General features: G+C 64.4%; 11 protein-coding genes. 7 read left to right on the top strand and 4 right to left on the bottom strand.

Annotated elements, in window-relative coordinates; genetic code table 11:
- Positions 1 to 173: 173 nt before the first annotated feature.
- Positions 174 to 1,049 (bottom strand): hypothetical protein, encoded by an 876-nt coding sequence (locus tag OVA11_RS06085; protein WP_268066642.1) that lies wholly within the window; start codon positions 1,047 to 1,049, stop codon positions 174 to 176.
- A 107-nt stretch (positions 1,050 to 1,156) separates the two neighbouring features.
- Between OVA11_RS06085 and OVA11_RS06080 the strand changes: the two genes are divergently transcribed.
- The 5 genes from OVA11_RS06080 to OVA11_RS06060 all read left to right on the top strand — a co-directional run bounded on the left by OVA11_RS06080 (position 1,157) and on the right by OVA11_RS06060 (position 13,079).
- Positions 1,157 to 4,945: a hypothetical protein gene (locus tag OVA11_RS06080; protein WP_268066641.1), complete on the top strand. Its 3,789-nt coding sequence runs from the start codon at positions 1,157 to 1,159 to the stop codon at positions 4,943 to 4,945.
- A gap of 78 nt (positions 4,946 to 5,023) precedes the next feature.
- Positions 5,024 to 6,889, top strand: a complete 1,866-nt coding sequence (locus tag OVA11_RS06075) for a DUF7380 domain-containing protein (protein ID WP_268066640.1) — start codon at positions 5,024 to 5,026, stop codon at positions 6,887 to 6,889.
- Between the two features lie 98 nt (positions 6,890 to 6,987).
- On the top strand, positions 6,988 to 11,490 hold the full coding sequence (locus OVA11_RS06070; protein WP_268066639.1) for an AAA family ATPase: 4,503 nt from the start codon (positions 6,988 to 6,990) through the stop codon (positions 11,488 to 11,490).
- A 37-nt stretch (positions 11,491 to 11,527) separates the two neighbouring features.
- Positions 11,528 to 12,199, top strand: a complete 672-nt coding sequence (locus OVA11_RS06065; RefSeq protein WP_268066638.1) for a hypothetical protein — start codon at positions 11,528 to 11,530, stop codon at positions 12,197 to 12,199.
- A gap of 349 nt (positions 12,200 to 12,548) precedes the next feature.
- The gene (locus tag OVA11_RS06060) at positions 12,549 to 13,079 is read left to right on the top strand and encodes an antirestriction protein ArdA (RefSeq protein WP_268066637.1); all 531 of its coding nucleotides are present in this window, start codon (positions 12,549 to 12,551) and stop codon (positions 13,077 to 13,079) included.
- 24 nt (positions 13,080 to 13,103) lie between these two features.
- Here OVA11_RS06060 and OVA11_RS06055 read toward each other — a convergent pair whose 3' ends face one another.
- Genes OVA11_RS06055 through OVA11_RS06045 form a run of 3 tightly spaced genes read right to left on the bottom strand, consistent with a single transcriptional unit; the run spans position 13,104 to position 18,713 of the window.
- The gene (locus OVA11_RS06055; RefSeq protein ID WP_268066636.1) at positions 13,104 to 16,916 is read right to left on the bottom strand and encodes a hypothetical protein; all 3,813 of its coding nucleotides are present in this window, start codon (positions 16,914 to 16,916) and stop codon (positions 13,104 to 13,106) included.
- A 55-nt stretch (positions 16,917 to 16,971) separates the two neighbouring features.
- Positions 16,972 to 18,366: a HEPN domain-containing protein gene (locus tag OVA11_RS06050; protein WP_268066635.1), complete on the bottom strand. Its 1,395-nt coding sequence runs from the start codon at positions 18,364 to 18,366 to the stop codon at positions 16,972 to 16,974.
- Positions 18,367 to 18,368: 2 nt separating this feature from the next.
- Positions 18,369 to 18,713 (bottom strand): hypothetical protein, encoded by a 345-nt coding sequence (locus OVA11_RS06045; RefSeq protein ID WP_268066634.1) that lies wholly within the window; start codon positions 18,711 to 18,713, stop codon positions 18,369 to 18,371.
- A 149-nt stretch (positions 18,714 to 18,862) separates the two neighbouring features.
- On the opposite strand from OVA11_RS06045, the gene OVA11_RS06040 reads away from it, so the two are divergent.
- Positions 18,863 to 19,411 (top strand): DNA-3-methyladenine glycosylase, encoded by a 549-nt coding sequence (locus OVA11_RS06040; protein ID WP_268066633.1) that lies wholly within the window; start codon positions 18,863 to 18,865, stop codon positions 19,409 to 19,411.
- A 250-nt stretch (positions 19,412 to 19,661) separates the two neighbouring features.
- Positions 19,662 to 23,360: a hypothetical protein gene (locus tag OVA11_RS06035; RefSeq protein WP_268066632.1), complete on the top strand. Its 3,699-nt coding sequence runs from the start codon at positions 19,662 to 19,664 to the stop codon at positions 23,358 to 23,360.
- The last annotated feature ends 129 nt before the right edge of the window (positions 23,361 to 23,489 follow it).

The raw sequence follows: 23,489 nt of genomic DNA, 5'->3' as shown, positions 1-23,489 counted from the left end.
AAGCGGTTTTTGGCGGGTGGCTCTCTTCCTCTCAACGCCCGCCATGTCCTTCGCTTGAGCTACTGCTCAACGCGCCCCAGACCGATTGAGCGACAGGATCTCGTCTATCAACCGGACTGGCCACGACTTAGACCGGGATAAGTTCGGATCAGATCAACTTGGTTCATGCCTGCCTAGCCCGCAGACCGCCCGCCGTCCAAAGAGGTCTTCTCGCGGACCTGCAGGCCCGCCGAGAGGTCGATCAGCGAGGCTGCGAAGGCCTCCGATCCACTCATCACCCGCGCCGCCTCCTCTAGGAACATGGCTTCCAGGCGACCAAGCATCTGATTGAAGCCGCGCGCGCGGTCCTTTCTCAAGGCCGCCACGTCCGCTGTCGCGACGACCCCACTGAGCAGTTGCTGTATCCCGGAGTCGTCGAGCATGCGGGTGTAGACGCCCTTCTTGAACGCCCAGCTGACGAGTATGGCCGATCGGAAATAGACGCTGCGCAGGACGACGAAGATCAGCCAAAGGCGGTCGCCGCAGAAGGGACGATGCTTCTCGGCTTCGAGGGTCGTCATTTCCACATTGCGCTGCATGATCTTGTTTTCGTCGGCGTAGGGCGCGACCCAACCGAGAATGAACTCATCGTCCTGTTCGCGGAACGCCTCAGCGATCTCAGCGTCCAGGAACATCGTCTCGAACGTCGCCAGGTTCGCATGGACGTCCCGAAGGACCAGGATTTCGGACCACAGGACCTGTACGGCGCCAATCGTGTGCTCGCGGAGACGCGACTGGCTCGCGGCCATAAAATCCATGGTCGCTTTGAGCGTGCTGTGATCGACTTGGATCTGCCCCTTGGTCCTCTCGACGACCGTCGCCGTGTCCCGGTCGAGCATGTCCTTGTACTGGGTCAGGCTGCGCCGATGGCGCTGCTCAAGAACCGACAAGACCGCCTTGCTCGCGAAATCCGGAAAGAGCTTCAAGAAGGCGACGAAGACGACCGGAGGCCAAGCCAGGAAGAGGAACTTCCAAAGCGGGCCGTCAACGCTGAAAAGGTCGTGATGCATCTCGAGACGTTGGCTCGGATTTCCCTCAAGCGCTACCGTTGTAACCATGGCCGGTGGCTAACGTGCGGTTCTAATCGTCGTCGACTCGACTCGCGTCGGGCAGCAGATTGAAGCTGATGTTGCCGATCTCCGCGCTCGACCTCGACGCCTGGGCCGCTCGTCTGACCGCCCGAGCCGAACTGCCCGTACTGCTACGGCGCTTGGTTCACGCGCGCACGCTTGACCTTCATCGGGTCGATATCCCGGGCTACGACAGCACCAATGACGAAGGTTGGGATGGCGAGGTCCAGGCGACCGGCGCCGACGCCTTCGTCCCGGACGGAGCTTCGTTCTGGGAGCTTTCCTGCAAGGATCGCAAGGCGCTCCCGGGCAAGGCGTCGGAAGATTACGACAAGCGAACGCCGGCCACGCCTCCCGAGATTCGGGCCCAATCGACCTTTGTCTTTGTCACGGCCCGGCGTTGGCCACGGAAGGCGGTCTGGCGCAAGGCGCGGCTCGCCGAAGGGGCGTGGAAGGACGTCCTGGTCTATGACGCCGAGACCCTTGCCCAATGGCTGGAGCAGGCGCCCGCCGCGTTGATTTGGATGCAGGGGCGGCTGGGCCGCTCGACGAGCGACCTCGCCGCGCCCGAAGACCTTTGGGATGAATGGGCGAACGTCTGCAAGACGCCGCTGCCACTCTCGATCTTCGACGAGGCTGCGGAGGAAAACCGCGGCCAGATCGAGAGCTTCTTCCGCAGCGGCGAACGCGCCACCCTCGACATCGCCGCGGACACCCGAGGCGAAGCCGCCGCCTTCGCCGCTCGCCTCATGATCGCCGGTGACATCGCTGGTTCGGCGGCCCAGCGCGCGGTGGTGGCCCGAACGCCGGCCGGTCTTCAGATCCTCAAGAGTCTCGAAGGCCCTTTGACGATCCTAGCCCTTGGAACGGACGTCCAATCTCAGCTCGGCCGACTCACCGGCCGCGCCAAAGTCCTTGTGGCAAGCGACAAGTCCAATCCCGATCGTGCCGCCGGAGCGGTGGTCGAGCCGCTGACCTGGGAGGCGTTTGGCCATCTGAGCGAGGCGCTGGCGTTGAGCCGTGAAGCCCAAGAGCGACTGGATGACGAGACCGGTCGACGGATTTCCATTATCCGCCGCCGGCTCGCCGAGGTTCGATCCGTGCGTCTTCCGGTGTGGGCCGATACGCCGGCCCTGATCCGACCGCTGCTGGCGTTGGCGCTCGCCGGCGGCTGGTATTGGGATAACCCTGGCGATCGTCGTGTGCTGTCTGAGTTCTCCGGTCGCTCGGACGAGGAGATGGAAGTCGCGATCAAGACCTTCGCTACGATGGAAGACGCGCCGATCTTTTCAGTCGGCGGGGCCGGCGGAATCATATCGCGGCCGGACGCGTTTAACGCACTTCGTGCGGGACTTACGGCGACGGATATCGCCCGTCTCGCTGAGCTGGCGTTCGAGGTCTTCACCCAGCCAGACCCCGCCTTGACGCTGGATGAGGACAAGCGCTGGGCGGCCAACATCTACGGCAAGGATCGCCCTCATAGCGGTCGCCTGCGCACCAATCTGGCCGACAGCCTCGTCTTCCTGGCGGTTGAAGGCGAAGCTCTGATTGGCCGTCGTGATGCGGTTTGGCCCATCGAGCGCCTGGTTCGCCGCGTCTTCGAAGTCGAAGACCCGGCCATCTGGCTCCATGTCCGCGATGTGCTGCCCGCGCTCGCGGAAGCGGCTCCGGACTCTTTTCTGGCGGCGGTCGAGCGAGACCTCGACGCGACCGGAGAGATCGAAGACCGAGGCGTCTGGCGCCTGATCAAGCCGGTGACGGCGCAAAATGGGCTCGACTACCGGACCAGTTTGCTTTGGGCGCTGGAGCGGCTGGCCTGGTCGCAAGATCGGTTCGCTCGGGTCGCTAGAATTCTGGCGACCCTCGGCAAGCGGCCATTGAACGACAATCTGGCCAGCGGGCCGATCCGCTCGTTGGCGACGCTGCTTCATCCGTGGGTCCCGCAAACCTCGGCGCCCGAAGACCTGCAGGTGCGAGTCCTGGGCGTGTTGGATCGGGATTTTCCCGACGTGGCCTGGACCTTGGCGCTCGGCATCATCGACCAGCGCCTTGGTCACGGCTTCTACAACGTCAAGCCGCGCTATCGCCGTGAGGCCCTTGGCCATGGTCAGGAATCACGCCGGCCGGAACTCGCTCGGAAAGCCTACGACGTGGTCCTCGGGCGCGCGGACCTCTCATGCGAAGCGGTCAAGCAGCTCGCGGAAAAGAGCCCGTGCTTCGACGGCGAGGAACTCGAACGTCTATGGGATGTCGTGACGGCTTGGGGTCAAACAGCGACCGATGCTGATCGCGCCGCCGCGCGCGCGGAAATTCGTCGTTGCGCCTTCTGGCGGCTCAAGCCCCAACCCCTGCCTCGCGGCGACGCGCACTGGGATCCTCGCGCGCGCACCGTCTATGACCTGCTTCAGCCACGCGATTTGATCGAGAGGCACAAGTGGTTGTTCGCGACCGGCTGGGTCCGGTTCGAAGATGAGGACGACGATGGGGACGACGCGGACCATCGGTCCCGTGAGGCGCGTGTCGCGCTCGCCCAAGCAGCGGCGGTCCAGGAGATTTGGAAGGAGGGAGGGCTAGCCCGCCTCGCGACGTTCGCGCGTGCGGTCGGGTCGCCATGGGCCTTGGCCCATCACGCCTACAAAGACTTGCCTGAACTGGATGTTGGCGCGGTCACCGACCTCCTCCTTGATCCGAGTCTGGATGATTGGCCTAAACGCCAAGAGTTTATCACGGGCCTCCTGGCTCAGCTCGATCCCGTCGACCGACTCTCCCTGCTTAGGCAACGTATGAAGGCCTGGCAGAGCAGAGGCCTGTCGCCCGCGCCGCTGCTGTTGGCGACCCTCCCCGACACCGACGTTTGGACGCTCGTCGATCAGATGGAGGAGGATGATCGCCAGACCTATTGGCGCAATATTAACGCTTACGTCCGAGACGAACCGGTCGTCTTGAACAGGCTTTGTCGCGAGCTTCTGAACGTCGGTCGCGCGCGCGCCGCCTTCGCGCGAGGAGAGCTCTACGCCGCGCAACTGGAGCCGGAACTAGTCGTCGATATTCTCACGCAGCTGGCCTTGGTGCCTGGGCCGCCGGACGAAGACGCGCCCGTCTCGGGGCACGACGTCGAGGACCTGTTCGATGTTCTCGACCGGTTTCCCGATCGCGTCGGCGACAAGATCGTGCAGCTGGAATTCTTCTATTGCCGCCACTTGCAGGACACCAAGCGGGGACTGAGGGCGCTGTCGAACCTCGTCGCCGATGATCCGGCCTTGATCGTGCAGGCGGTTGAAGGCGCCTACCGTCGTGATGATGGCGCTCCAGAAGCCAAGTCGGATGAGGACGGCGAGTTCAGAGCGTGGCGCGTCCAACATTGGTGGACCATCCTTGAGCACTGCCGTCGCGGACCGGCGGCCGATGAAGCCGGCGCGGTCGATCCGATCCTCTTCGACGCGTGGATGACGAAAGCCGTCAGCGAACTCGAAAAGGTCGGTCGCGTGCAGAACGGCTTAAGGGTCATTGGCGAACTTGTCGGCCGGACCCGGATTGAACAGGACGGTCTTTGGCCAAGCCCAGCGCTTGCGCCGGTTCTGGAGCGCTGGGCCGATGAGTCCTTCGCTCAAGGGCTCTACTTCGGGATCATCAACCGCCGGACGGTTGTGTGGGCGACGGATACCGGCGGCGATGCCGAGCGACTTCGTGCGGAGAAGTTTCGCGGGTGGCGTCGACGGGTCGAGCTCGATGCGCCCCGTCTTGGCGCCGTGTTCGAACAGCTCGCGCGGTCGTGCGAGTCTTACATTGCGAGGGAAGAGGAGCGCGCCGCGTTGCGCCGTGCAGCGCCGGACTGAGGCTATGATGGCTCGTGCCGGCCGACCTACCGGCCGCTAGGTCCAACCGGCTGTACGTGTCGAACGGGAAGGGGCGCCATGACCGACGAGAACCAATCGGGTTCGGAAAAACCCCGGCTTCTCGCCCTGGAGGATTTCACGGCCGCCAGCTTCGAGGCCCCACTCGCCAATCTTGAGCGCGTCGATTCCTACGCCTTGGCCGAGGCGTTCGGCGCTGCCCGATCGCGGGCGCTGGAGGCCGGCGCGGCGATCGAAGCGCAGGTCTTCGAGCTTCTTCGCGTTCTCTGTGACCTGCCACTTCGGACGACGGACCCCGCCGACGTGTGGGGAAGTCGCGTCGTGACGCTACAGGGGCGAACCATGACCTCTTCCGACTTAGGCAAGCCGCTCGTCGAAGTTCTTGCGCAGGTGGCGGCTTCGACCAGCCACCCTGGCCTCAAGGCGCGTCTCTGTGACGTCGTTTGGTCGAACGAGCGCACACGACGCGCGATGGCTGATGCCGCGATCGAGGCCTATCAGGCTTGCGCCGGTGGCCTTATGGACGGAACGCTGAGGCCGCAGTTCGACCTGCCGAACGCAAATCTCATGGCGGCTTTGGACCAGGTGCGCCGGGGTCTCCAGATCGCGCGCGCCGTCACCAAGAAGCGCGAACGTCCTGTCCAGATGCTGCCCGTGCTACAGCGCCTCTATGAGGCTGCCCGCGCCGCGGACTCCGCCTATGTTCCGTTCAAGGATGCGGCCCTTCTTGGCCTGAACTACGAGTTTTTCGATCCCATTTCGGTCGCTGGCGATGCCGAGGGCGTTGCGTCGGCTCCGGTGGAAAGGCCCTACCCCATAGCGGCCAAGATCCTCTGGGACCTGGCGGCGCATCTCTATGATCAGCATGGCGAGCAGGAGGCCAAGCGGCGCTGTCAGCTGCGCGCCGTGGACGAGATCTTGGCCATGCGCGCAGAGGTCAGCACCGTCGGCGCCGAAGCCTCCTGGGTGATGGACGCGCTGCAAGCGCTTTTACATGTCGATGACGTCGACGAGCTGGCCGAACACCTGCGACTGGACCTTCGCCGCCTCCAGCAAAAGTCGCTGGGCGAGATGGCGGCCATCCCCGTCGACATGGATCTGGAGGCCGAAAAGGACGAGGTCGCCGATCTCTTTACGGAGCTTAGCCTCGCCAAGGCCCTCAGGGAGTTTGCCCTGCTGGCGAGGTCGCCGTCCGTTGAGACCCTCCGGCGCGAGGCCCTCACCTCGCTAGACAGGTCTCCGGTCATGGCGACCATGGCCGCGGCGCTGATTGACGGCAAAGGGCGCAAGGCGGCCCATATCCCAGGTCTCCACGGAGGCGATGAGCCATCCGAGGCTTGGTACGCCCTCACCATCGAAAGGTCGGAAGTCTTTCGTCGCCTGCAGGTCGTCACCGGCGTCGTCGAACCCGCACGGCTGGTGCTCTCCCAACGGTTCACGATCGGCCCCCAGCATTTCGCGCCGATTGTCGGCCGCTCTCCGTTCGTCGCGCGGGACCAGGAATGGCTCATGGCCCTGGGCTTCGCGCGTCTGGTCCAGGGCGACATGATGTCGGCGGCGCACCTGCTCATTCCCCAGCTGGAGCCGTGCATGCGCCACATCCTCAGCGTGGCCGGCGAGGATCCTGCCAAGCGCTTCAGCGACGCCACCGAGGAGGACCTGTCGCTAAGCGGTCTCTTCGAGCGTATGCGGCCGAAACTCGAGTCGATCTTCACAGCCGATATCGCCTCGGAGATTGAGCGCACCTTTGACCTTCGTCCCGGCCCGCGCCTGCGCCATGAGGTAGCTCACGGTCAGCTCGGATCGGCCGGGTGTTTCGATCCGAGCGTCATCTATGGCTGTTGGCTTCTGTACCGTCTGACCTGCCTGTTCGTGATCCGGGATTGGGAAACCATCATCGCGCCCGCCATCGAAGCCGAGTGCTGAGGATCGGCGACGCGAGCCGCCGCGAGACCGACCATCTTTGAGTACCTACGGTCAAGGTTGCGCTTGCGTTGAGGGTAGGCCTCGCCGCAACTGTAGCGATGACGCTGCCCAGCATTGATTTCGACGCCATTCGCCTTCACCGCGGCACGAAGGCCGACGCTTTCGAAGAGCTCTGCTGCCAACTCGCGGGTGACGAGCCGCTCGTCGGGGAGAGGACGAGCTTCGTTCGCAAAGGCCGTGGCGGCGACGGCGGCGTCGAGTGCTTCGCGACCCTGGCCGATGGCTCCGAAGTCGGTTGGCAGGTGAAATACTATTCTGACCCGGCCGCGGCGATCAGCTCGCTGGACGAGTCCCTGACCAGGGCGCTCGAAAAGCACCCGGAGATGACCCGGTTCATCGCCTGTGTCCCGTTCGACTTCGCCGATTCTCGGCGCACCGACGTGACCACGGCCTTGCAACGTTGGACGACCTGGAGGGACGAGCGCGTCGAGCAGGCGCGCGTGGCCGGACGGACCATCACCATCGACCACTGGGGCGCGCACGAGCTCAGCGAACGGCTGTCGAGCTCAAGTCCGAAGGCCGCCGGGCGCCTCGCCTATTGGTTCGATCAGACGCTGCTGACCCATGACTGGTTCAAGAGCGTTTTCGACCGCACGCGGACGAGTCTCGGCAGGCGCTATAGCCCCGAGGTCAGCATCGATCTGCCGATCCGCACAAGCATCCTTGCGACAACGCTCGATCCTGAATTCTTTCGCGAACTGGAGAGCCTCGGCGACGGTATCGCCAACCGGCTGTCGAAGGCGTTTGGCCATACGCCAGAGGTTGGCGAGGCGTGCGGGGCGCTGATCAAGGCGCTCGCCCTAGCGGCCGGCGCTCGTGGGACACCGGCGCCGCTGGAAGAGCTGCGAACGCAGTCCGAGAAGGCTTACTCGGCGGCGCGGACTTGGCACCAAGCGGTGTGGTCGCAACTGCCCGACGGCCAGCCAACGGCGCAGGCGAAGGTCGCCTCAAACCTCTTGGCTGTCCTGCAGGACGTTTCCCAGGAATTGAACGCCGAACACTGGGATCATCTGGAAACCCGAGCACTCCTCGTCACCGGCGTTGCGGGATCTGGCAAGTCGCATCTGCTGGCTGACGCATGCGACTTTCAGATCGAGCGGGATCGGCCTGCGCTGATGATCCTCGGCGGCGCGCTGCCCGACGCCGAGCCCTGGGGCGCGATCCTGCAGACCCTGGATCTCCCCAAGCACCTTCAGGCCAAGCAGTTTTTGGGAGCGCTCAACGCCGCCGGCCAGGCCGCGGGTGTGCGCACCCTGATTACGATCGACGCCCTGAACGAACGGCACGGCCAATCCATCTGGCCTGAACGCCTGGCGGGCCTGCTCCATGACGCGGCGCAGTTTGAATGGATCTGCGTCGTCCTTTCGTGTCGCTCGTCCTACGAGGAGCTTGTGATCCCCGCGGATCTTGATGACACGCAGCTTCCTCGGCTCGAGCACACCGGCTTCACGGTCGACGAGGCGCGCCAGTATCTCGCCCGTCGTGGCGTAAGCTTGGCTGAAGAGCCAAATAGGCTTCAGGAGTTCGAGTCCCCTCTCTTTCTTCGCATCTGCTGCGATGCGCTCAAGCTCGATGGCCAGGCATTGCTCTCGAGCGGTCTTGGCGGGGTGACCGCTGTTTTCAAGCTCTATACCGACGCGGTGGCGCGGCGTGTGAACGAGCAACTTGGGGCCGCGCCCAAGCGCAATTTGCCGCAGGCCGCCATCCAGAAGCTGGCCCAGGAAATGGCCGAGACCGGCTACGGATTTATGCCGTTCAGCCGCGCCTATGCGCTGATCTCCGAGGTCGTGACGCCAGGTATTTCGGTCCAGCAAGACCTCCTGTTTCAGCTCGAGAATGAAGGCCTTCTTTCATCCGAGCCCGGTTTCGACGTCGATCAGGAAGAGGTCGTCAGGTTTACCTTCGAGCGGATGGGGGATCACGCCGCGGCGGCCTACCTACTGGCCAAGAGCGTCCCGAGCGGCGGGGACGTCGCACTCTTGTTTGCGGCCGGAACGCCGGCCCGCCTCGCGCTCGAAGCCAGCCGCTCCTTCATCCTCAATGGTCTTTGCCAGGCGCTTTCGGTGCAGATCCCTGAGCGCTTTGGCGTCGAGCTGCTGGACGCGCCCGACGTTCCCGATCTGGTGTTCCTCCGCAGAGCGTTCACGGAGAGCCTGCTGAACCGGGCGCCGGCAACGATCTCGCCGCGCACCTGGGAGCTGATCGAAGAAATCGGTGGCGCAACCCTTCGCTTTGAAACCCTGATCGCTCTGTCGACCGACCCCCAGCTGGCCTATGCCGAACGCTTGGATGAAGAGCTCCGCTTGCTCGCCATGCCCCAGCGTGACGCTGTGTGGTCGATCCATATCGCTCGCAGCGCGCGGGCGAGGCACTTAGTGGACTGGGTTCGATCGGCCGACCAAAAGGCGGTCGACCCCGGCAGAGCCGCCCTCACGGCCCTGCAGCTTTGCTGGTTTTTGACGACCTCCAGCCGCGTCATCAGGGATACGGCTACAAAGGCTCTGGTCGCGGTTCTCGCCGATCGCGCACAGCTGGCGATTTCCTTGTGGGGTCGGTTCAAGGCCTTGGACGACGGCTACGTCGTCGAACGCTTGGCCGCCGCGATCTATGGCGCCGCCATGCAGGGACGCTGGACGGGCGCGGAACTCTGCGCCGTCACCGTGGCTGTCCACGCCGATCTCTTCATCACGCCTGACGTGACGCCGAACGCGTTGCTGCGAGACCATGGTCGTCGCCTGGTCCAGTTCGCCAACGTTCGGGGCGTCCTGCCGCCCGATTTCGATCCGGAGACGGCCGAGCCGCCCTATTCGAGCCCCTGGCCGATCGAGTACGTCACCAAGTCGACGATGAAGGGCTACACGCGCACGCATGAGAGTGGCCACGTGGGGCGCGACCAGATCACGGCGTCGACCATCGACGGCGACTTCGCGCGCTATGTCCTGGACGGCGCCATTGACGACTGGAGTCAGGTTCGACGGGATGTCTTTCCCGTGCCCTCGGCGAAACAGGTCGCGGAAGCCTGGCTCGCCGACTTCAAGTCAACAGCCACGCCGGCAATGCTGGCGGCGCATGAAGACTTGACCATCGCGTTCGCCAAAGCCGCCGACCTGGCGAACTACGTTGAGAAGCGCGACGCCACCAAGGCGGCCAAGGCAGCCTTCTGCGACGCCATCGGCGAAGAAGCTTTCGAACGGTGGAGCGCCGAGGCGGACCATTGGCGCAGTGAGGGCATGTATCAGCGCGCGCCGATGTGGCGTGACGGTGGTCCAGCGGAGTTCAGTCTGGCCTGGGGGCGACGCTGGGTCTGCAAAAGGGCTCACGATCTGGGCTGGTCGGACGCGCTTCACGGCGCCTTCGACGCCGCCGTCCCCAATGATCGCGCCACCCACCATGTCGAGCGGATCGGCAAGAAGTACCAGTGGCTGGCGCTCTACGAACTTTGCGCGCGTATGGCCGACAACCTGCGCCCGCTGCCAGATCGGGATAATCCCGAAGACATTGAAGGCCTCAGGAATATTGACCCTTCTCTGCTAGTCCAGGCCACGGCGGATGACGGCTGGCGGCGCTTCGATGCGCCAAGCTTCTGGGTGACGCCGGCGCCGGTGTTCGAGCCCATCAGCGTCGATGGCGCGCTGGCCTGGCTACATGCGGAAAAAGACTTCTTCGACGGGATCGAAAACATCGAGGTGACCAATCCCCAGGATCAACAGCGTTGGTTGGTCCTGAAAGGGTTTGAGACCTGGCGCGATGGCGACAACGTGCTGGACCGCGAGGCTTGGCGCAGGGTCGGGTGTCTGGTGGTCAATAAGGCCGATCTCACCCGGGCCGTGAAGAAGATGGCGACGCTGCATTTTCAGGGCGGCGGCGACATGCCCGACGCCCGGAGTCGGGGTTATCGGGGCTATCTGGGAGAACATCCCTGGGCGATTCGCGTCGACGACGAGCAGGCCGCGATGAAGACGGGAGACTGGCCCGATCCTGACGAGGAGGCCGAATGGTTCACCGAATGGTGGCCTCGCGGATCTGCGCGTCCGCTACGCCGGTTCCCGGTCCGCGCCACCGTGGCGGACTACTTGGCCGAGCGTAGCGGATACGATGGCTCGATCGAGCAGAACATCAACCTTCACCTTCCGGCGGGCTGGCTGATGGACGCCCTTGGCCTTCGTCTCACCGACGGCGCCACGATCAAATATGTCGATGGCGACGGCGCCGTGAAATTCTGGGACCCGTCGGTTTCCCTGGCCGGGCGAAGCGCGGCCCTCGTCGATCGCGCGAGCTTCCTGGCCTACCTTGAGCGCGAGGGGCTTGTCGCTATCTGGGCGATCTCCGGCGAGAAGAACGTCTATGGCGCATCCTATTCCGATGGCTTTGGTGGCCGCAAAACCTACACCCGCCTCTATCATTCCAAGGGCGACCAAATCGTGGCGCTTGAGCGCTTTGAGAGCTTCGACGCCCCGAGCGCCAAGCAGCTAGCGACGCTGCGCAACGGCGGGGTGGCCGAGCCCGACGAAGGTGAAGACGCCGAGGTCGAGGAGGATTGAGGTCTTGACCTTGCATCGAGCTTGGACAGCGTGACGCATGACCGATCGCAAGTCCAAATCCTGGAACGAATTCTACGGCGAGCCGCCGGGGGACGAGCCTGTCTTCTGGTTCACCGCCGTGCCAACCGAGCCGCGTCCGCAACTGTCGATGCACCAGGCGCTCGACTACCTTTTCGCCGCCATGGGGGATGGGCCGATCGATCGCTTGGCGGATGCGTTCGCGGTCGTCGATGGCGATGATGGCCCAGCCTATCGCAAGGTGTTGGAGGCGGCCTTGGACGGACCGCCCCCATCCGCCGCCTTCCGGGCGGCGCTCCACATGAATTGGACGGTGCGCGGCTTTCGCCATCGCGCCCAGATCGCCGACGACGCCCTCCTGATCCGCGCATTCCGTCACGTCTTTCCGACCTACGCCGGAGAAGCGATGACGGTTTACCGCGGCGAGCGTTCCAGCGAGCTGGATGCAGGCCGCTTGGGTCTGAATTGGACACCGGACCGCGGTGTCGCTGAGCGCTTCGCGCGAGGCCTGTGCGCCACGTACGGCGGGGACGGGGTGTTGTTGCAGGCGACCGCCGCGCCGTCCGCGATCATCTCCGGGCCGAACGACCACAGCGCAAACTGGATCTGCGAACATGAGCACATCGTCGATCCGTCGATGCTCTCGGACCTTGCCGAGATCGCCCGCTTCCCTCCCATTTCAGTCGGATAGGGCGGGGCTCGGCGCCATTCGCCAAGGTCCGGCGCGAGGTGTGTTCGGTCTCGCAGGCCCGCTAGCGGTAGTCGTTCGATGACAAGGAATCGCTGGCCGGGAAGCTATGGGCCAACGCGTCGTCGAGAATGTCCCTTGGTCGGCCGGACTTGGGGCTCCGCCCCTGGCGCGCTTCGGACAGCCTTCCGCCCAGCTTCGGGCCAGGTCGGTCTCTTCGAACCTTCGACATCCAGGCCCTGCAGCCGGGTCCCCGCGAAGGCGGCCACTCCGCTTGCACCCCCGCTCTCGCCGAGGGTCGTCGGGTTGCAGACGCGCTTTGCGTCTCAACCCGACGACCCAGGAGAAGATCATGAGCCAGACCGGTGAAGCGCTGGAGCTCCGTATCTACGTCGCCTGCCTGGCGGCCTATAACAACGGCATCCTTAATGGCGCCTGGATCGACGTCGGGGACGACGCCGACGCGGTGTGGGCGGGCGTCAACGCCATGCTGAAGGCCTCGCCGATTCCGCTGGCCGAGGAGTTCGCCATTCATGATCACGAGGACTTCGGCGGGGTCGAGATCGGCGAATATGCCGGGGTGGCGCGGGTGGTCGAGATCGCCGCCTTCCTGCGCCAGCGCGGCGCGCTCGGCGCTTTGGTGCTCAAGCACTTCAACGGCGATATCGAGGAGACGGGCGAGGCCCTGGACGACAACTACCGGGGCGCCTTCCGGCACTTGGCCGACTACGTCCAGGAGCTGACGGAGGAGACAGTCACCATCCCCGAGAGCCTGCGCAACTATATCGACTACGAGGCCATCGCCCGCGACGCAGAGATCAACGGGGATTTCTTCACGATCGAAGCCGCCGGGGGCGAAGTTCATTTCTTCTGGGGGCGGTGAGGGAGACGGGGCAAAGCGCCCCCTTCACATGGGCCCGTTCCAGGTCGCGCGATCTACGACCCAGCTGTCCGTTCGCGTCCGTCGAATCTTGTCGCGCGGCTTGAAACAGGCGTGGCGGGCGCTGCTCAGCACGTCCCAGGCCGGGTGGTCGCGCGTCTCAGGAACTCGCAGAACCCGCGTCACCAAATCGAAGCTCTTGAAGAGGCGGGGCGGCTTTCGCTCGACGAGCGCCACGATGTGATCGAGCGCTTCAGCAAAGAGGCCCGGCGGGCGTGGCGTGATCTTCGCCACATCAAGCGCCCACACCATCATCTGAAAGTCACCCTCAAGGGCCTCAAGCGTCAGCGGAATCTCCTCAAAATCGAGGCCAAGCTCCTCGCCAAGTTCAGAGGCGCTGTCGATGACGCCAGCGACCTTCTCGGACAGGATGCTGTCCCAGGCTTGGCGCTGTGCATCCGTGCCGGCGTCGAACACCCAACGCCAGACATCGACCAAACTATCGTCGCCGGCGGTCGCGAGGCGGCGCTGGATCAGAAGCTCGAGAATGTCGTCGAGACGCCGCCCCCAATGGGGAAGGACCGCGAGGAGGTTTCCTTCATCCTCCCGGCGAACGAGACTCTCCAAGCAAAGCCAACTCTCAGGATGGTCAGGCGTGGCGGCAAGACGCAACGCGATGGCGCTCCACGGTGCTCGATCCCGCTGGCCCAGCCCAAGGCTCCCAAAGGGCTCCACACCGAGGTAGACCTCAAGACAGGCGTGAAGCAGCTCCGGTGAAAGTTGCGCTTCGGGTTCCGGCGCGGTGGCGGCAAGCGAGGCGCCCAGGATTGAAATTTCTAGCTCGGGGGGACGGCTCGGGTGGGTCAGCGCCACGGCTTTCAACCACCACCGATCCTTGCGGTCGCGATCAAGCAGCCTGGTGGTTTCGCGGCGTTCTTCCTCCGTCAGGTGCTCCCAATTGCCGAGAACCTCGCGAAGGAGCATCACGGCGGCCCCCGTTTCGGTGACCCGAGAAAATAGCGGCGCCAGCAACCCGTCACGAAGATCGGGCTGCGCGCGGGTGGCGGTGATCAGGATATCGATGACACCCCAGGCGTGGTCAGATCGAAGTTGCTCGCGGCTCGTGCGGGTCAACCATCCGATCCAAGCTTCACACATCGGAACGACCTGCTGCGGCGGCAGGGCGCGCACCGCGTCTTCGGCGGCGGCGAACAAGCGCGGTTCAGCGCCGGTCGCGCTGTCGGTCATCTGTTCCAGAACGACGGGCAGCAGCGCGGCAAACAAGACCCAGGGCGGATCGTCCGTGAAATGCTCAACCCGGTTGAAGACGACGAGCCGATCCAGCAGTGGCAACGCCACCGCCGGGCTGGCGACGAACGCCTTCAAACGCGCCACCAGATCAGCTTTGCGGTTGTCGCTGAGATCGGGCCAAGCCCAGGCGACGCCCTTGAGGATCTCCACGGCGATCCGAGGATGACGCTCCTCGAAAATGCGGTCGAGAATCTCATGGTCGTCGCTTCGCTGACCCAGCAGCCAGATTCTCGAACCCTCGGCCCGCAGCGCGGCTTCGTCGTACGACAAGAGCCGGTTCATCGCTTGTTCGTTCAGGCGCGAAGGCTCTTGGTCGTAGTAGACCAGCACCTGGTCGGCGCGTTCGGGCGACAGGATGAACTCGTCCGCGCCCTCCAGGCCTTCAAGGTCGTCGCGCACATCCTCGAGCTTGGCGCGACGGAACAATCGATCGGCCCCGAACGTCCGCATGCCGGTGTAGAGCCAGGCCTCGCCGTTGCGCCAGACGATGTCGTCCAAGTCTGTGGAATAGGCGTTCTGCAGCCACAGAGGCAGTCGGACCTTGGCTGTCGGCGACAGTGTGTCGAAGCGGCCGATGAGGTAGCGCCAGCAGAGATCGCGCGTGCCCGGGAAGAGCGAAGACAAGCCAGACGCGGCGATCTCGACGAGGTCGTGATCGGCGCTGGCGGGCAGGGCGGCGGCGATCCGCCCGAGATTGCGGGCGCAGGCGCGCGACACGCGCGGGCTGAGGCAAAACAGCCCGCGCCGCAAGATCTGAAGGTGACGCTTGGCCGTCGACGGCGAAGGGCGCCTGAGAACCGAGAGCGCGGCGGCGCGATAGAAGCCGTGAGCCAGCTGAAGGTCGCCGACAGGATCGCGGACCAGGACCCGGCTGTTCTCGAGCGCCTCGACCTTTTCAGCAGGCTCCGCCGAGAGAACGGGCGCGGGAGCATAGACGGGCGGCGGGTTACCGTCTTCGTGGGCGTCGGTTCCCATGCTGAAGCCGCGGAATTCTTTTTCCGAGAGCAGGGAGGGTGCTGCTGTTGGATCGCCGCTGATGATGAAGGCGAGTGTTTCGGCATCAAGCCCTGTCGTGGGATCGGTCGCCATGCCGATCGCCGCAAGCACCGCGCCGGCCATAGCGTCTTCTGATACACGCTGCCCGAACGCCATCGCGTCCTCGTCGGCGAGGGCAAGCATGTCCTCGACCGTGCTGCTCTCGAGGATCCGGCCGCAATAGGCCAGGTGCTGGAGCGCGCCGAGCTCGAGCTGAACCTTTCCGGCTTCGATCGCCGCCGCTATCCGGCCGGCCGCTTCGGCCGGCGCCGCGGCTTCGGCCGCCTTGCGACGCCAGACCCGCAGCGCGAGGTCCCCGTCGCTTCTCGCCAGGCTCGTCCAGGCATGGGGTCCGGTGCGCACCGTCGCCAGGCTTTCCTGGTTGGCCGCATTGAGCAGCGGCGTCTGGTTTTGCGCCACCAGGAGAAGCCGTGACGTCGAGGTCTGGGAGACCAGGCGCCGCAAACCATCATAGGCGTTGGGGATGTCGGCGATGCTCCAGCCGTCGCCGAGCGGATCGTCCAGGAACACGAGCCGCTGGCCAGCGCCCTGGTCCCGCAGGAGCCGGCGGGCGTCGGCGACGTCCGCTGCGCGAACGACGTCGTATCCGAGGTCCATAAACCGGTCGGCCAGGTGCTCGGCGACTTCGGTCTTGCCGCATCGCGGCGGTCCGCCGATCAGCAGCAGGCCCTGGCTTCGCAGGGTGTCGACCCATTGCTGTTCGAGCCCATGAGGCTCGTAGTCGGCAGACCCAAACTCAGCCCGGCGATGGCGGGCGAGCAGCGCCCTGAGCGGCGGGACGATGTCGGCCCCTGACTTCTTCGCCGATCGCACCAGGTCGAAGAGGTCGTCAATGAGGCGGTCGGCGATGGTCTCTGGCGCTCGGATCCAGCGGGCGACGATCTCGACACAGCGCTGCCTCAGCGCGGCGTTGGAGACCCGCTCCAGCACCAGCACGCGGCGAAGGACTTTCTGGGTGTCCTTGGCCGACAGGCGCGTCGACAGGCTTCTCCGATGGGCTTGGCGGGCGGGTTCATAGCTAGTCGTTGGCAGCGCGACGCTTGAGAACGCGGTCAGGAAGTCGCGGGCGTCGTCTTGGGTTGGGCTGGCTGCGACCAGCGTCCGGCCGGCCCATTGCTCTGGCGCGGCGTAGAGCGCCGCGTCGTCGCGCAACCGGCCGGAGGTGATGAAGACCGCGAGCTTGTCCGGATCGGCATGCAGTCGATCGAGCAGGGTTTCATCGGTACGGTGGGCCGTGGGGTGAGCCAGGTGATAGGCCAGGCGTGCGAGATCGACATCGGCCTTTTCGTCCTTGGCCTGGATGTCGATCGTTACGCCCCGTCCGTCGAGCAGGGTTCGAACCTCGGTGTCCTCGCCCACGCTAGGTTCAGGGCGAATCTCCAGCCCTGTGTCGTTAAGTCCAGCCAGGGCGAAGAAAAGCGTGGCGAGGTCCTGATATTCAAACTTGTCCTGGGCGAACCGAGCGATGGTCATGTCGAAACCTATGACAGCCTCATGAGCCCGCAAAGGCTAAGAGGCCCCGGATGGCCTACGGCTGCATGTGCTTGGTGAAGGGCTTGTCTGCAGCCAGCGGCAGATTGAATTGCTTCGGCCCCAGAGCAGAGAGAGCTGGCTGGAAAGCGGGCGAGGTCAAGAGGCCGAAGGCAAAGATCATCGCCTGGCGGTGCGTGGCCAAGCGTCGGCGCAGGAACACGTTCAGGACCGCGCCGAAGAGGTTATGAATCGCCTGACATTCAACCTCGCCAACCAGTCCAAGGCTCGCAAAGGTTTGCCCTTGGTGGACGATCCGGTTGCGCACGCTGTAGAGGCGATCGAAGTCGGCCAGGACCTGAGCGAACCTGGCCGCGTCGCCGTGAGAGGCGAACGCGGAAATCCAAAGGCGATGGCGATCGCCGGTCAGCTTCCCAGGCTCGCACAAGGCGTCCAGCGCATAGACCAGATGCAGAAACGCGGCCTCGAGTTCGACGATGTAGAGCGCCTGGTTGAAGGCGCGTAGCGCTGCCTTCAGCGCGAGCGTCATCTCGTCCTGGTCGGCGCTGTCGACCAGGTCGACTAGAGCAAGAGCCGATGACTCCACGCTCGCGTCCACCTCCAGGCCCAGCCAGGTATTGGCGACCCGCAGCACGTAGGGCTTGCCTTGCAGAAGCCATTCCTCGAACGCGCGCGTTTCAGGGATGACATGGATGCTGGCGACGTCGCCTCGCCACCCAGGCCTGGCAGGGAGATAGGCCAGGCGCCGGAAGCTGCAGAGATTGAAGCGGACAGGATCGAGGGCGCGATCGGCGTCCTCCATGATCAATCGCAACAGGGGCGACTGGGCGTCTTGCGAACGCTTGGCCTCGTAGACGAGTCTCAGCGGCGCCTGGATCGATCGCTCGATCAGCGGATAGGCCAGCAGAGCGGTCGATCCCCGCGCATTTGCGCTGGGCGTCCAGTTCGGATCGACGTCCGCGCCGGGAACATCGCAGAGCGCTCGCCAAGGGTGGTCGGAAAGTCGGTAGTCCTCGCCATCGACCGGTGGGTGGATCTTCGTCTTGCCAAGCGTGAGCGGCGCCTCCAGCTGCAGACCGTCGGCCGGCGCGAGGTAGCGAAGCGTCACCACGCGATCGCCTGAAAGGCGGGCCAAGACGCTTTGAGTGCTCTCGTCGTCGGTGGCGACTTCCAGGTCAAGAAATCCGAAGCACGCGGTGAAGTCTGCGAGCGCGCGGTCAGGATCGTACGGATGGCCAGCCAATCCGTTGAAGGTCACGCCATCGCCTTTCAGGAAGGCGCTGGCGAAATAGCCACGCGCCCGGACCTCTTCGAGTGCGCTGGAGAGCGTCGACATCAACGAAGGCGGCAATTCACCTGGCCAGAGCAAGTTTCCGGAGTAGTCGCCATGCGGATGGATAAAGAGAGCGCCGAGGCCTGCTGAATTCGTCATCCTCAGACCGCCAGCCGGTCCGGGGCCTGGTCAAAGTCGAGCAACACGACCGCGCCGGCGATGACGGCGTCGTGCTCGGAGGTCATCAGCGTCTCCAGAAGATCTGCGTACAGGCCGCCCTGCTGGCGCGCGTCGAAAATCTTCTGATCTGAAACGGTGGTGATGGCGCGCGGGGCGACGAACCGGTCGCCCTCCTTAATCGCCAGTAGCCATTCGCCTGTGCCATCGAGATGGACAGCTCTCACTTCCAGCGCTCGACCGTCGTGACTGAAGGCCAACCGTTTGGTCCCCTGTGCGGAGAGGATTCCGTAGCTATCTGGTCCGGTCCAGCTGAGCACGATCTGCATCCCATTCTTGTTAAGCACCTCACGACAAGGAGCACAATCTGGAATTGCTTTTTGGTTAAGCTGTACCTTGCGATCTAAGCGTAGGGGGCGGTTTTGGGTGGTGAACGGCGCGAGCTTGGCGGGCGGGGACCGGATGCCTCGGGGCGAAGGTGACCGATAAGGCGCGAGGACAAGTTGGGTCGGCGCCGGGCGTCAAGCTTGGTGCCCTCCAGGACCGTCTGGGTGAGCTTCTCCTGGACGGTCTGCAGGTGGCGGCTGATCAGCTTGGCCCGAGTGATGTAGCCGGCGTTCACGCCGCAGGCTGTGCTTCATCAGGAGGTGCAGGTCGATCTCCGACCCACCCGCGACCTGACGAAGGTGCGGTAGGTCTGGCGCAGGTCATTGCCTTGGAGCCGCTCGATGGGATCGAGATCATGCAGCAGAACCGTGGAACCAAAATTGTGCAGAAACTGACGTGGGGTCATGGGCACCTTGCCGAAGCGCTACGAATCGAGGGTCGGGCCGATGGACTCGATCTCTGCGAACCAGGGCCGCTCTGGATTGGCCACTCCGATCGCGAAATTAGTCGGATCGGGGAAAGCGTCAGGATCGGTCTCTCGGCGCACCAAGATACCCGAGAGCGTGCTGCGTTCTACGAGCAGCGAAATCGGTTCATCAGTGGTGCGGAAGTGGCAAACCGGCCAACTTTCGTGCGTTAAGATACATCGAAGCCGCAGCCATCGGGGGAGGGGAAGGCGACGCTGGTTGGTGAGGCTTAGTGGTCAAGCGAAAAGCTAGACCACAGGTCGCAAAACGTGAACTGTTCATCGTACGACCGAATCCGGCAGGGCTCGGAGGTCTCATCGCGTTGGCGGGCAAGTGCGGCTCGGCGCTGCTTACCAAGGAAGCTCTGAGGCCAATGGAGGCGTCGTGCAAAGGGCGCGGTCACCGATCGATTTCGAAGCGTTTATGGCCGAACGCGGCCCTCCGGCGACACCGGCGAGCGCCATCGCCAAGCTCCCCCGCCTGGCCAGCCGGATGAAGAACCGCGACTTCGCCTCAAGCGCGGCGCTGATCGCGGGGCTTGCGACCGAGCGAGCCTTCCATGCTCATCAAGTACGCCTGGACTGGGCGCTTCGCATCCTTGCCGCTTCGGCGGCCGGGGATCGAGTGATGGATCGCGCTGCGCTGGATCGGCTGCTGAACCAGGACTTCGCGCAGCTGCGGATCGACGCCCAGGAAGACCCGCTCGAGCAGCCGTTCATTGGCCAGGTGGTCACGCGCCACGGAGAGTTCCGGTTTGTAGCGGGCATCTACGATCAATCCGCCGCTTTCACCGATCTGATCGTCTCGGGTGTCGAGCGGCTTGACGAGCCTTCGTTGGCCGAACCGATGGGAAGGGCGCTGGCGCTGCTGAAGCTGAGCGACGCGCTCGTTGACCGGACAGGAGACGAGCTCTGGGCCCTAGGGCCCGATGCGGCCGTCGCCAGGATCAATGTGCCGGCTGATCCCGTTCTTGGCCAACTGGCTTCACGCGTCGTCTTCACCGTCGAGGATCTCCAGGCGCTACACGTCGACGCCGCCCTGTTGGAGCCATTCCGGCTCACAGAAGATGACAAGGAGCGGCTCGCGACGGCAGCGATCGGCATGTCGCCACTCGAACGTAAGCCCCTTTGGCGAATTGGATCCGATTGGATCGTGCTTTCGCCCGGGGCGATCTCGACCGCTGTGCGAGCTTGCTTGATCGACGCTGTGGTGGAGCAACAGCTACAGGCGCCTATGGCGGTGAGCATGCTCGCGATCCAACATAACCGGCTAAGCGAGTGCGGTTTCTTGGAGGAGAGCAGGCCTCCACTTGCCAAGCTCGGTGATCAACCGGCTGCGGACTATGTCATTGAGCTGTCGGCCGGACGTCTTTGCCACGTGCTCGCGACGGTTGACGGCTTCGACGATTGGCCTGAGCGCGGCTTTGGCAGCGAACGGCCCTGCTCGGCCGAGCTCGAAGCAGCCTTCGCTCGCTCGGTGACTGAGGCCCGAGAAGGGGCCCAAGGCGTCGAGGGATTTCGCGAAGGATTTACCCTCTGGCTCGCTGGCAGCTGGGGCGCGTCGCGCAGTATGCCCATCGAGCTTCTTGAGCGGTATGACGACTGGCCGGTGATCCTTCTGGAAGCCAGTGACGCCTGCATCCTGGCGCTCGGCGAAGCCGGCAAGCTGGAGGACATTTGGCGGCTGGACAAGCTCCGTCGCCAGCTGGCGGCCGACGGCTTTGAGCTTCATCACCCGGGGACCTGGCTAAATCTGCACGCCTATTGGCGTGAGAATGATCACGATCTCCTGCCACAGCGCCATGCACTGGAGCCTCCGATGAACCTCCAGTTTGGCCTCCTCGACCAGGCCAAGATCCGCGCCGAGGCTTTCCGGGCGTGGGGACGCAGAGCTTTGCCGCATCCGCGGTTTGGCTGGGGGCCGATGTCGCGGTTGGAACGAGCGCCGTTCTCGGGAGACTTCGAACCGATCTATGCGTCCGTCGACGCCGTGCGACGCCGGCGGCTGATCGGCGCGACCGTTGATCCAACCGGCGTCGCCTGGGTGGAGGCCATTGGCGGCGCCGATCATGAGACGGTCTATCAGACTTGGAGCACGGCGCTGCAATGGTGGCGACACGTGCTGCCGGCCTGGGCGCAATGGTCAGGCTCGTCCTTTCCGATGGTGGATCTGGCTCTATCGGTGGATCCACAACCGACCGAGGTGGGCACGGCTGTTTCTGACGACCAGATCGATGCGGCGGTGCAAGTCTGGTCTGAGGACAACGGCGTCGTGCGCCTGCACCTGGGCCAAGATTGGCATGTCGGCGCACTCAGAGCTGAGAACTCATCTGAGATCGCACTCGCCGCCGGGCTGATGGAAGCGGCCGCTATCAGCGCTGGTCAAGATCTCACACGCGAGGTCGCGCTCGAACTCGTTCGCGACTTTGCGCCACCGGCCGTGCGGCACGGTCACGCCAGCCTCGTTGAGCGGGTGATCGACGCGCTTGGCGCTAAGGGCGTAATCCAGCCTCTGAGGCGCCTGTCCTACACCGCCATGTCGGCGGAGAAGTATGGCTCGGTTTGGAAAGTCCGGCCTCGCGATGCGCCGCGTGAAATCCGCGGCGTTGACGACTGCGTGGCGCTTGTCCGCAGATGCATCGATCAAGACATCGCCGACTTACGCGCCATGGTGGCTGGCTTCGACCGGCAGGGTCTGGTTGTCGCCGCGCTTCGGGCTCAGCAGGCCGCGTTGATGGAGATGCGCACCTGGGAAACGTCGGCGCGGGCCATGCGCGCCATCCACGGCGTCGAGCAGGACCTGCGCTACAGCTTGGAGCAGAAGAAGCAGGTCAACAGCGTCATTCGCAGTAGCGCGATCATTGCCGAGTTTGCGCAAGCAGATGGGGCGCTCTCTGGCGGTCTGACGGTCGGCCACATGGATATGGAGGAGCTGCAGGCCAAGGCGATGGCGCTCTTCCACGTCGCCGACATGCTTCCAGCCCTGATCGCCGGGCATCAGAATCCCGTGCTGAGGATCAGCCCGTCTGGCGACTTGCAGTCGGATCATCGCTTTTCGGACATAACTCTGAAAGCCGCCGTGGTTCAGCTCCACGCCGTTGACCGCACGGCGGCAGATCAAAACTACGATCGATCCGGGGCTCGCCAAAGCCGCACAGAGCCTCTCGATGAGGCGCTACATGCGGCGCTGGAGGCGGAGTACGGTGTTCCCCATGTCGTTCTTCGCGAATTTGCGATGGGCGCGGCTGTGCTGGCAATGAACCAGGGCGTGGATGTGATCGCCCTGCGGCGCAGTGTTCTGCTGGACGCGCGTGCGAGGGACGAGATTTTAGCAAGCGCGACGCTTGAGCCGCTCATCAACCGCCTAACCTTGCCGGCGCGAAACGGCTGGTCGGACATCCCGCCTGGCGGTCGTGCAGGGGACTATGATGTCTCGAAGTTTGACCGGCCGCGCTCGTTGATCGGCCGCCCGATCTTAGCCCTGTCGGCGGAGGAGGATCCGCTTCTCGTCCTGGCCCCGGCCGTGATCGAGCGGGCTCTCGTCCACAATATGGATGGCGCGCTCGGCGGCACGTTGCAAAGCGGGTTCTGGTCCAGCGATACGATGCTACAGTTCTCCAGCCGCCAGGGCGCTCAGACCGGGGTGGAGTTCAATCAGGCCGCCGCCGACGCCGTCGCCACGCAAGGTCTGCAGACCTGGGTTGGTCGGGGCATGAGTTGGTGCCTGGAGCGCAAGCAAAGCGACGAACTCGTTCGTCTGGGTGACGTCGATGTCCTAGCCTATAGCGCCGCCGACAATCTGGTTTGGGTCATCGAGGCCAAAGATCTTAAACTGTGTCGGACGCTCGGCGAGGTGGCGCGGCGGTTGGCCAGCTATCAGGGTAAGACCAACAAGGGAAAGCCCGATTCATTGCTGCGCCACCTGCGTCGAGTGACGTTCCTGCGGGAAAACGCCGATGGCCTGTGCAAGCAGTTGGGCGCGACCCAAACTCCCCGGGTGTGCGGCCTTGTCATCGCCAGATCGCTACAGCCGATGACGCAGTTGACCAGCGCGTTCTACGACGACGCTCGGGTCGCGCTTCTGGACCGGTTGGAGGAGATTCCTTGGCGAACGGGCTGGTGAACGCGCTGGCGCGCAGCGCTTGCGGCCGCCAGAACGACGGCGCCGTCGAGGGCGTTGCAGGAACGCGCTGATGGACGAGGAAGATGACAACACCAATCTGCCCGTGTGGGTGAGAAGTGGGGCTGGGCC

This window comes from Caulobacter sp. SL161 (genome assembly GCF_026672375.1).
Lineage (GTDB): Bacteria > Pseudomonadota > Alphaproteobacteria > Caulobacterales > Caulobacteraceae > Caulobacter.
This window is presented reverse-complemented; position numbering and strand designations above follow the sequence as displayed.

Bases quoted from the DNA above. Each gene is read 5' to 3' on its own strand.
- OVA11_RS06085 (WP_268066642.1), bottom strand. From the start codon at position 1,049: ATGCATCACGACCTTTTCAGCGTTGACGGCCCGCTTTGGAAGTTCCTC.
- OVA11_RS06075 (WP_268066640.1), top strand. From the start codon at position 5,024: ATGACCGACGAGAACCAATCGGGTTCGGAAAAACCCCGGCTTCTCGCC.
- OVA11_RS06070 (WP_268066639.1), top strand. From the start codon at position 6,988: ATGACGCTGCCCAGCATTGATTTCGACGCCATTCGCCTTCACCGCGGC.
- OVA11_RS06065 (WP_268066638.1), top strand. From the start codon at position 11,528: ATGACCGATCGCAAGTCCAAATCCTGGAACGAATTCTACGGCGAGCCG.
- OVA11_RS06060 (WP_268066637.1), top strand. From the start codon at position 12,549: ATGAGCCAGACCGGTGAAGCGCTGGAGCTCCGTATCTACGTCGCCTGC.
- OVA11_RS06055 (WP_268066636.1), bottom strand. From the start codon at position 16,916: ATGACCATCGCTCGGTTCGCCCAGGACAAGTTTGAATATCAGGACCTC.
- OVA11_RS06050 (WP_268066635.1), bottom strand. From the start codon at position 18,366: ATGACGAATTCAGCAGGCCTCGGCGCTCTCTTTATCCATCCGCATGGC.
- OVA11_RS06045 (WP_268066634.1), bottom strand. From the start codon at position 18,713: ATGCAGATCGTGCTCAGCTGGACCGGACCAGATAGCTACGGAATCCTC.
- OVA11_RS06035 (WP_268066632.1), top strand. From the start codon at position 19,662: ATGGCCGAACGCGGCCCTCCGGCGACACCGGCGAGCGCCATCGCCAAG.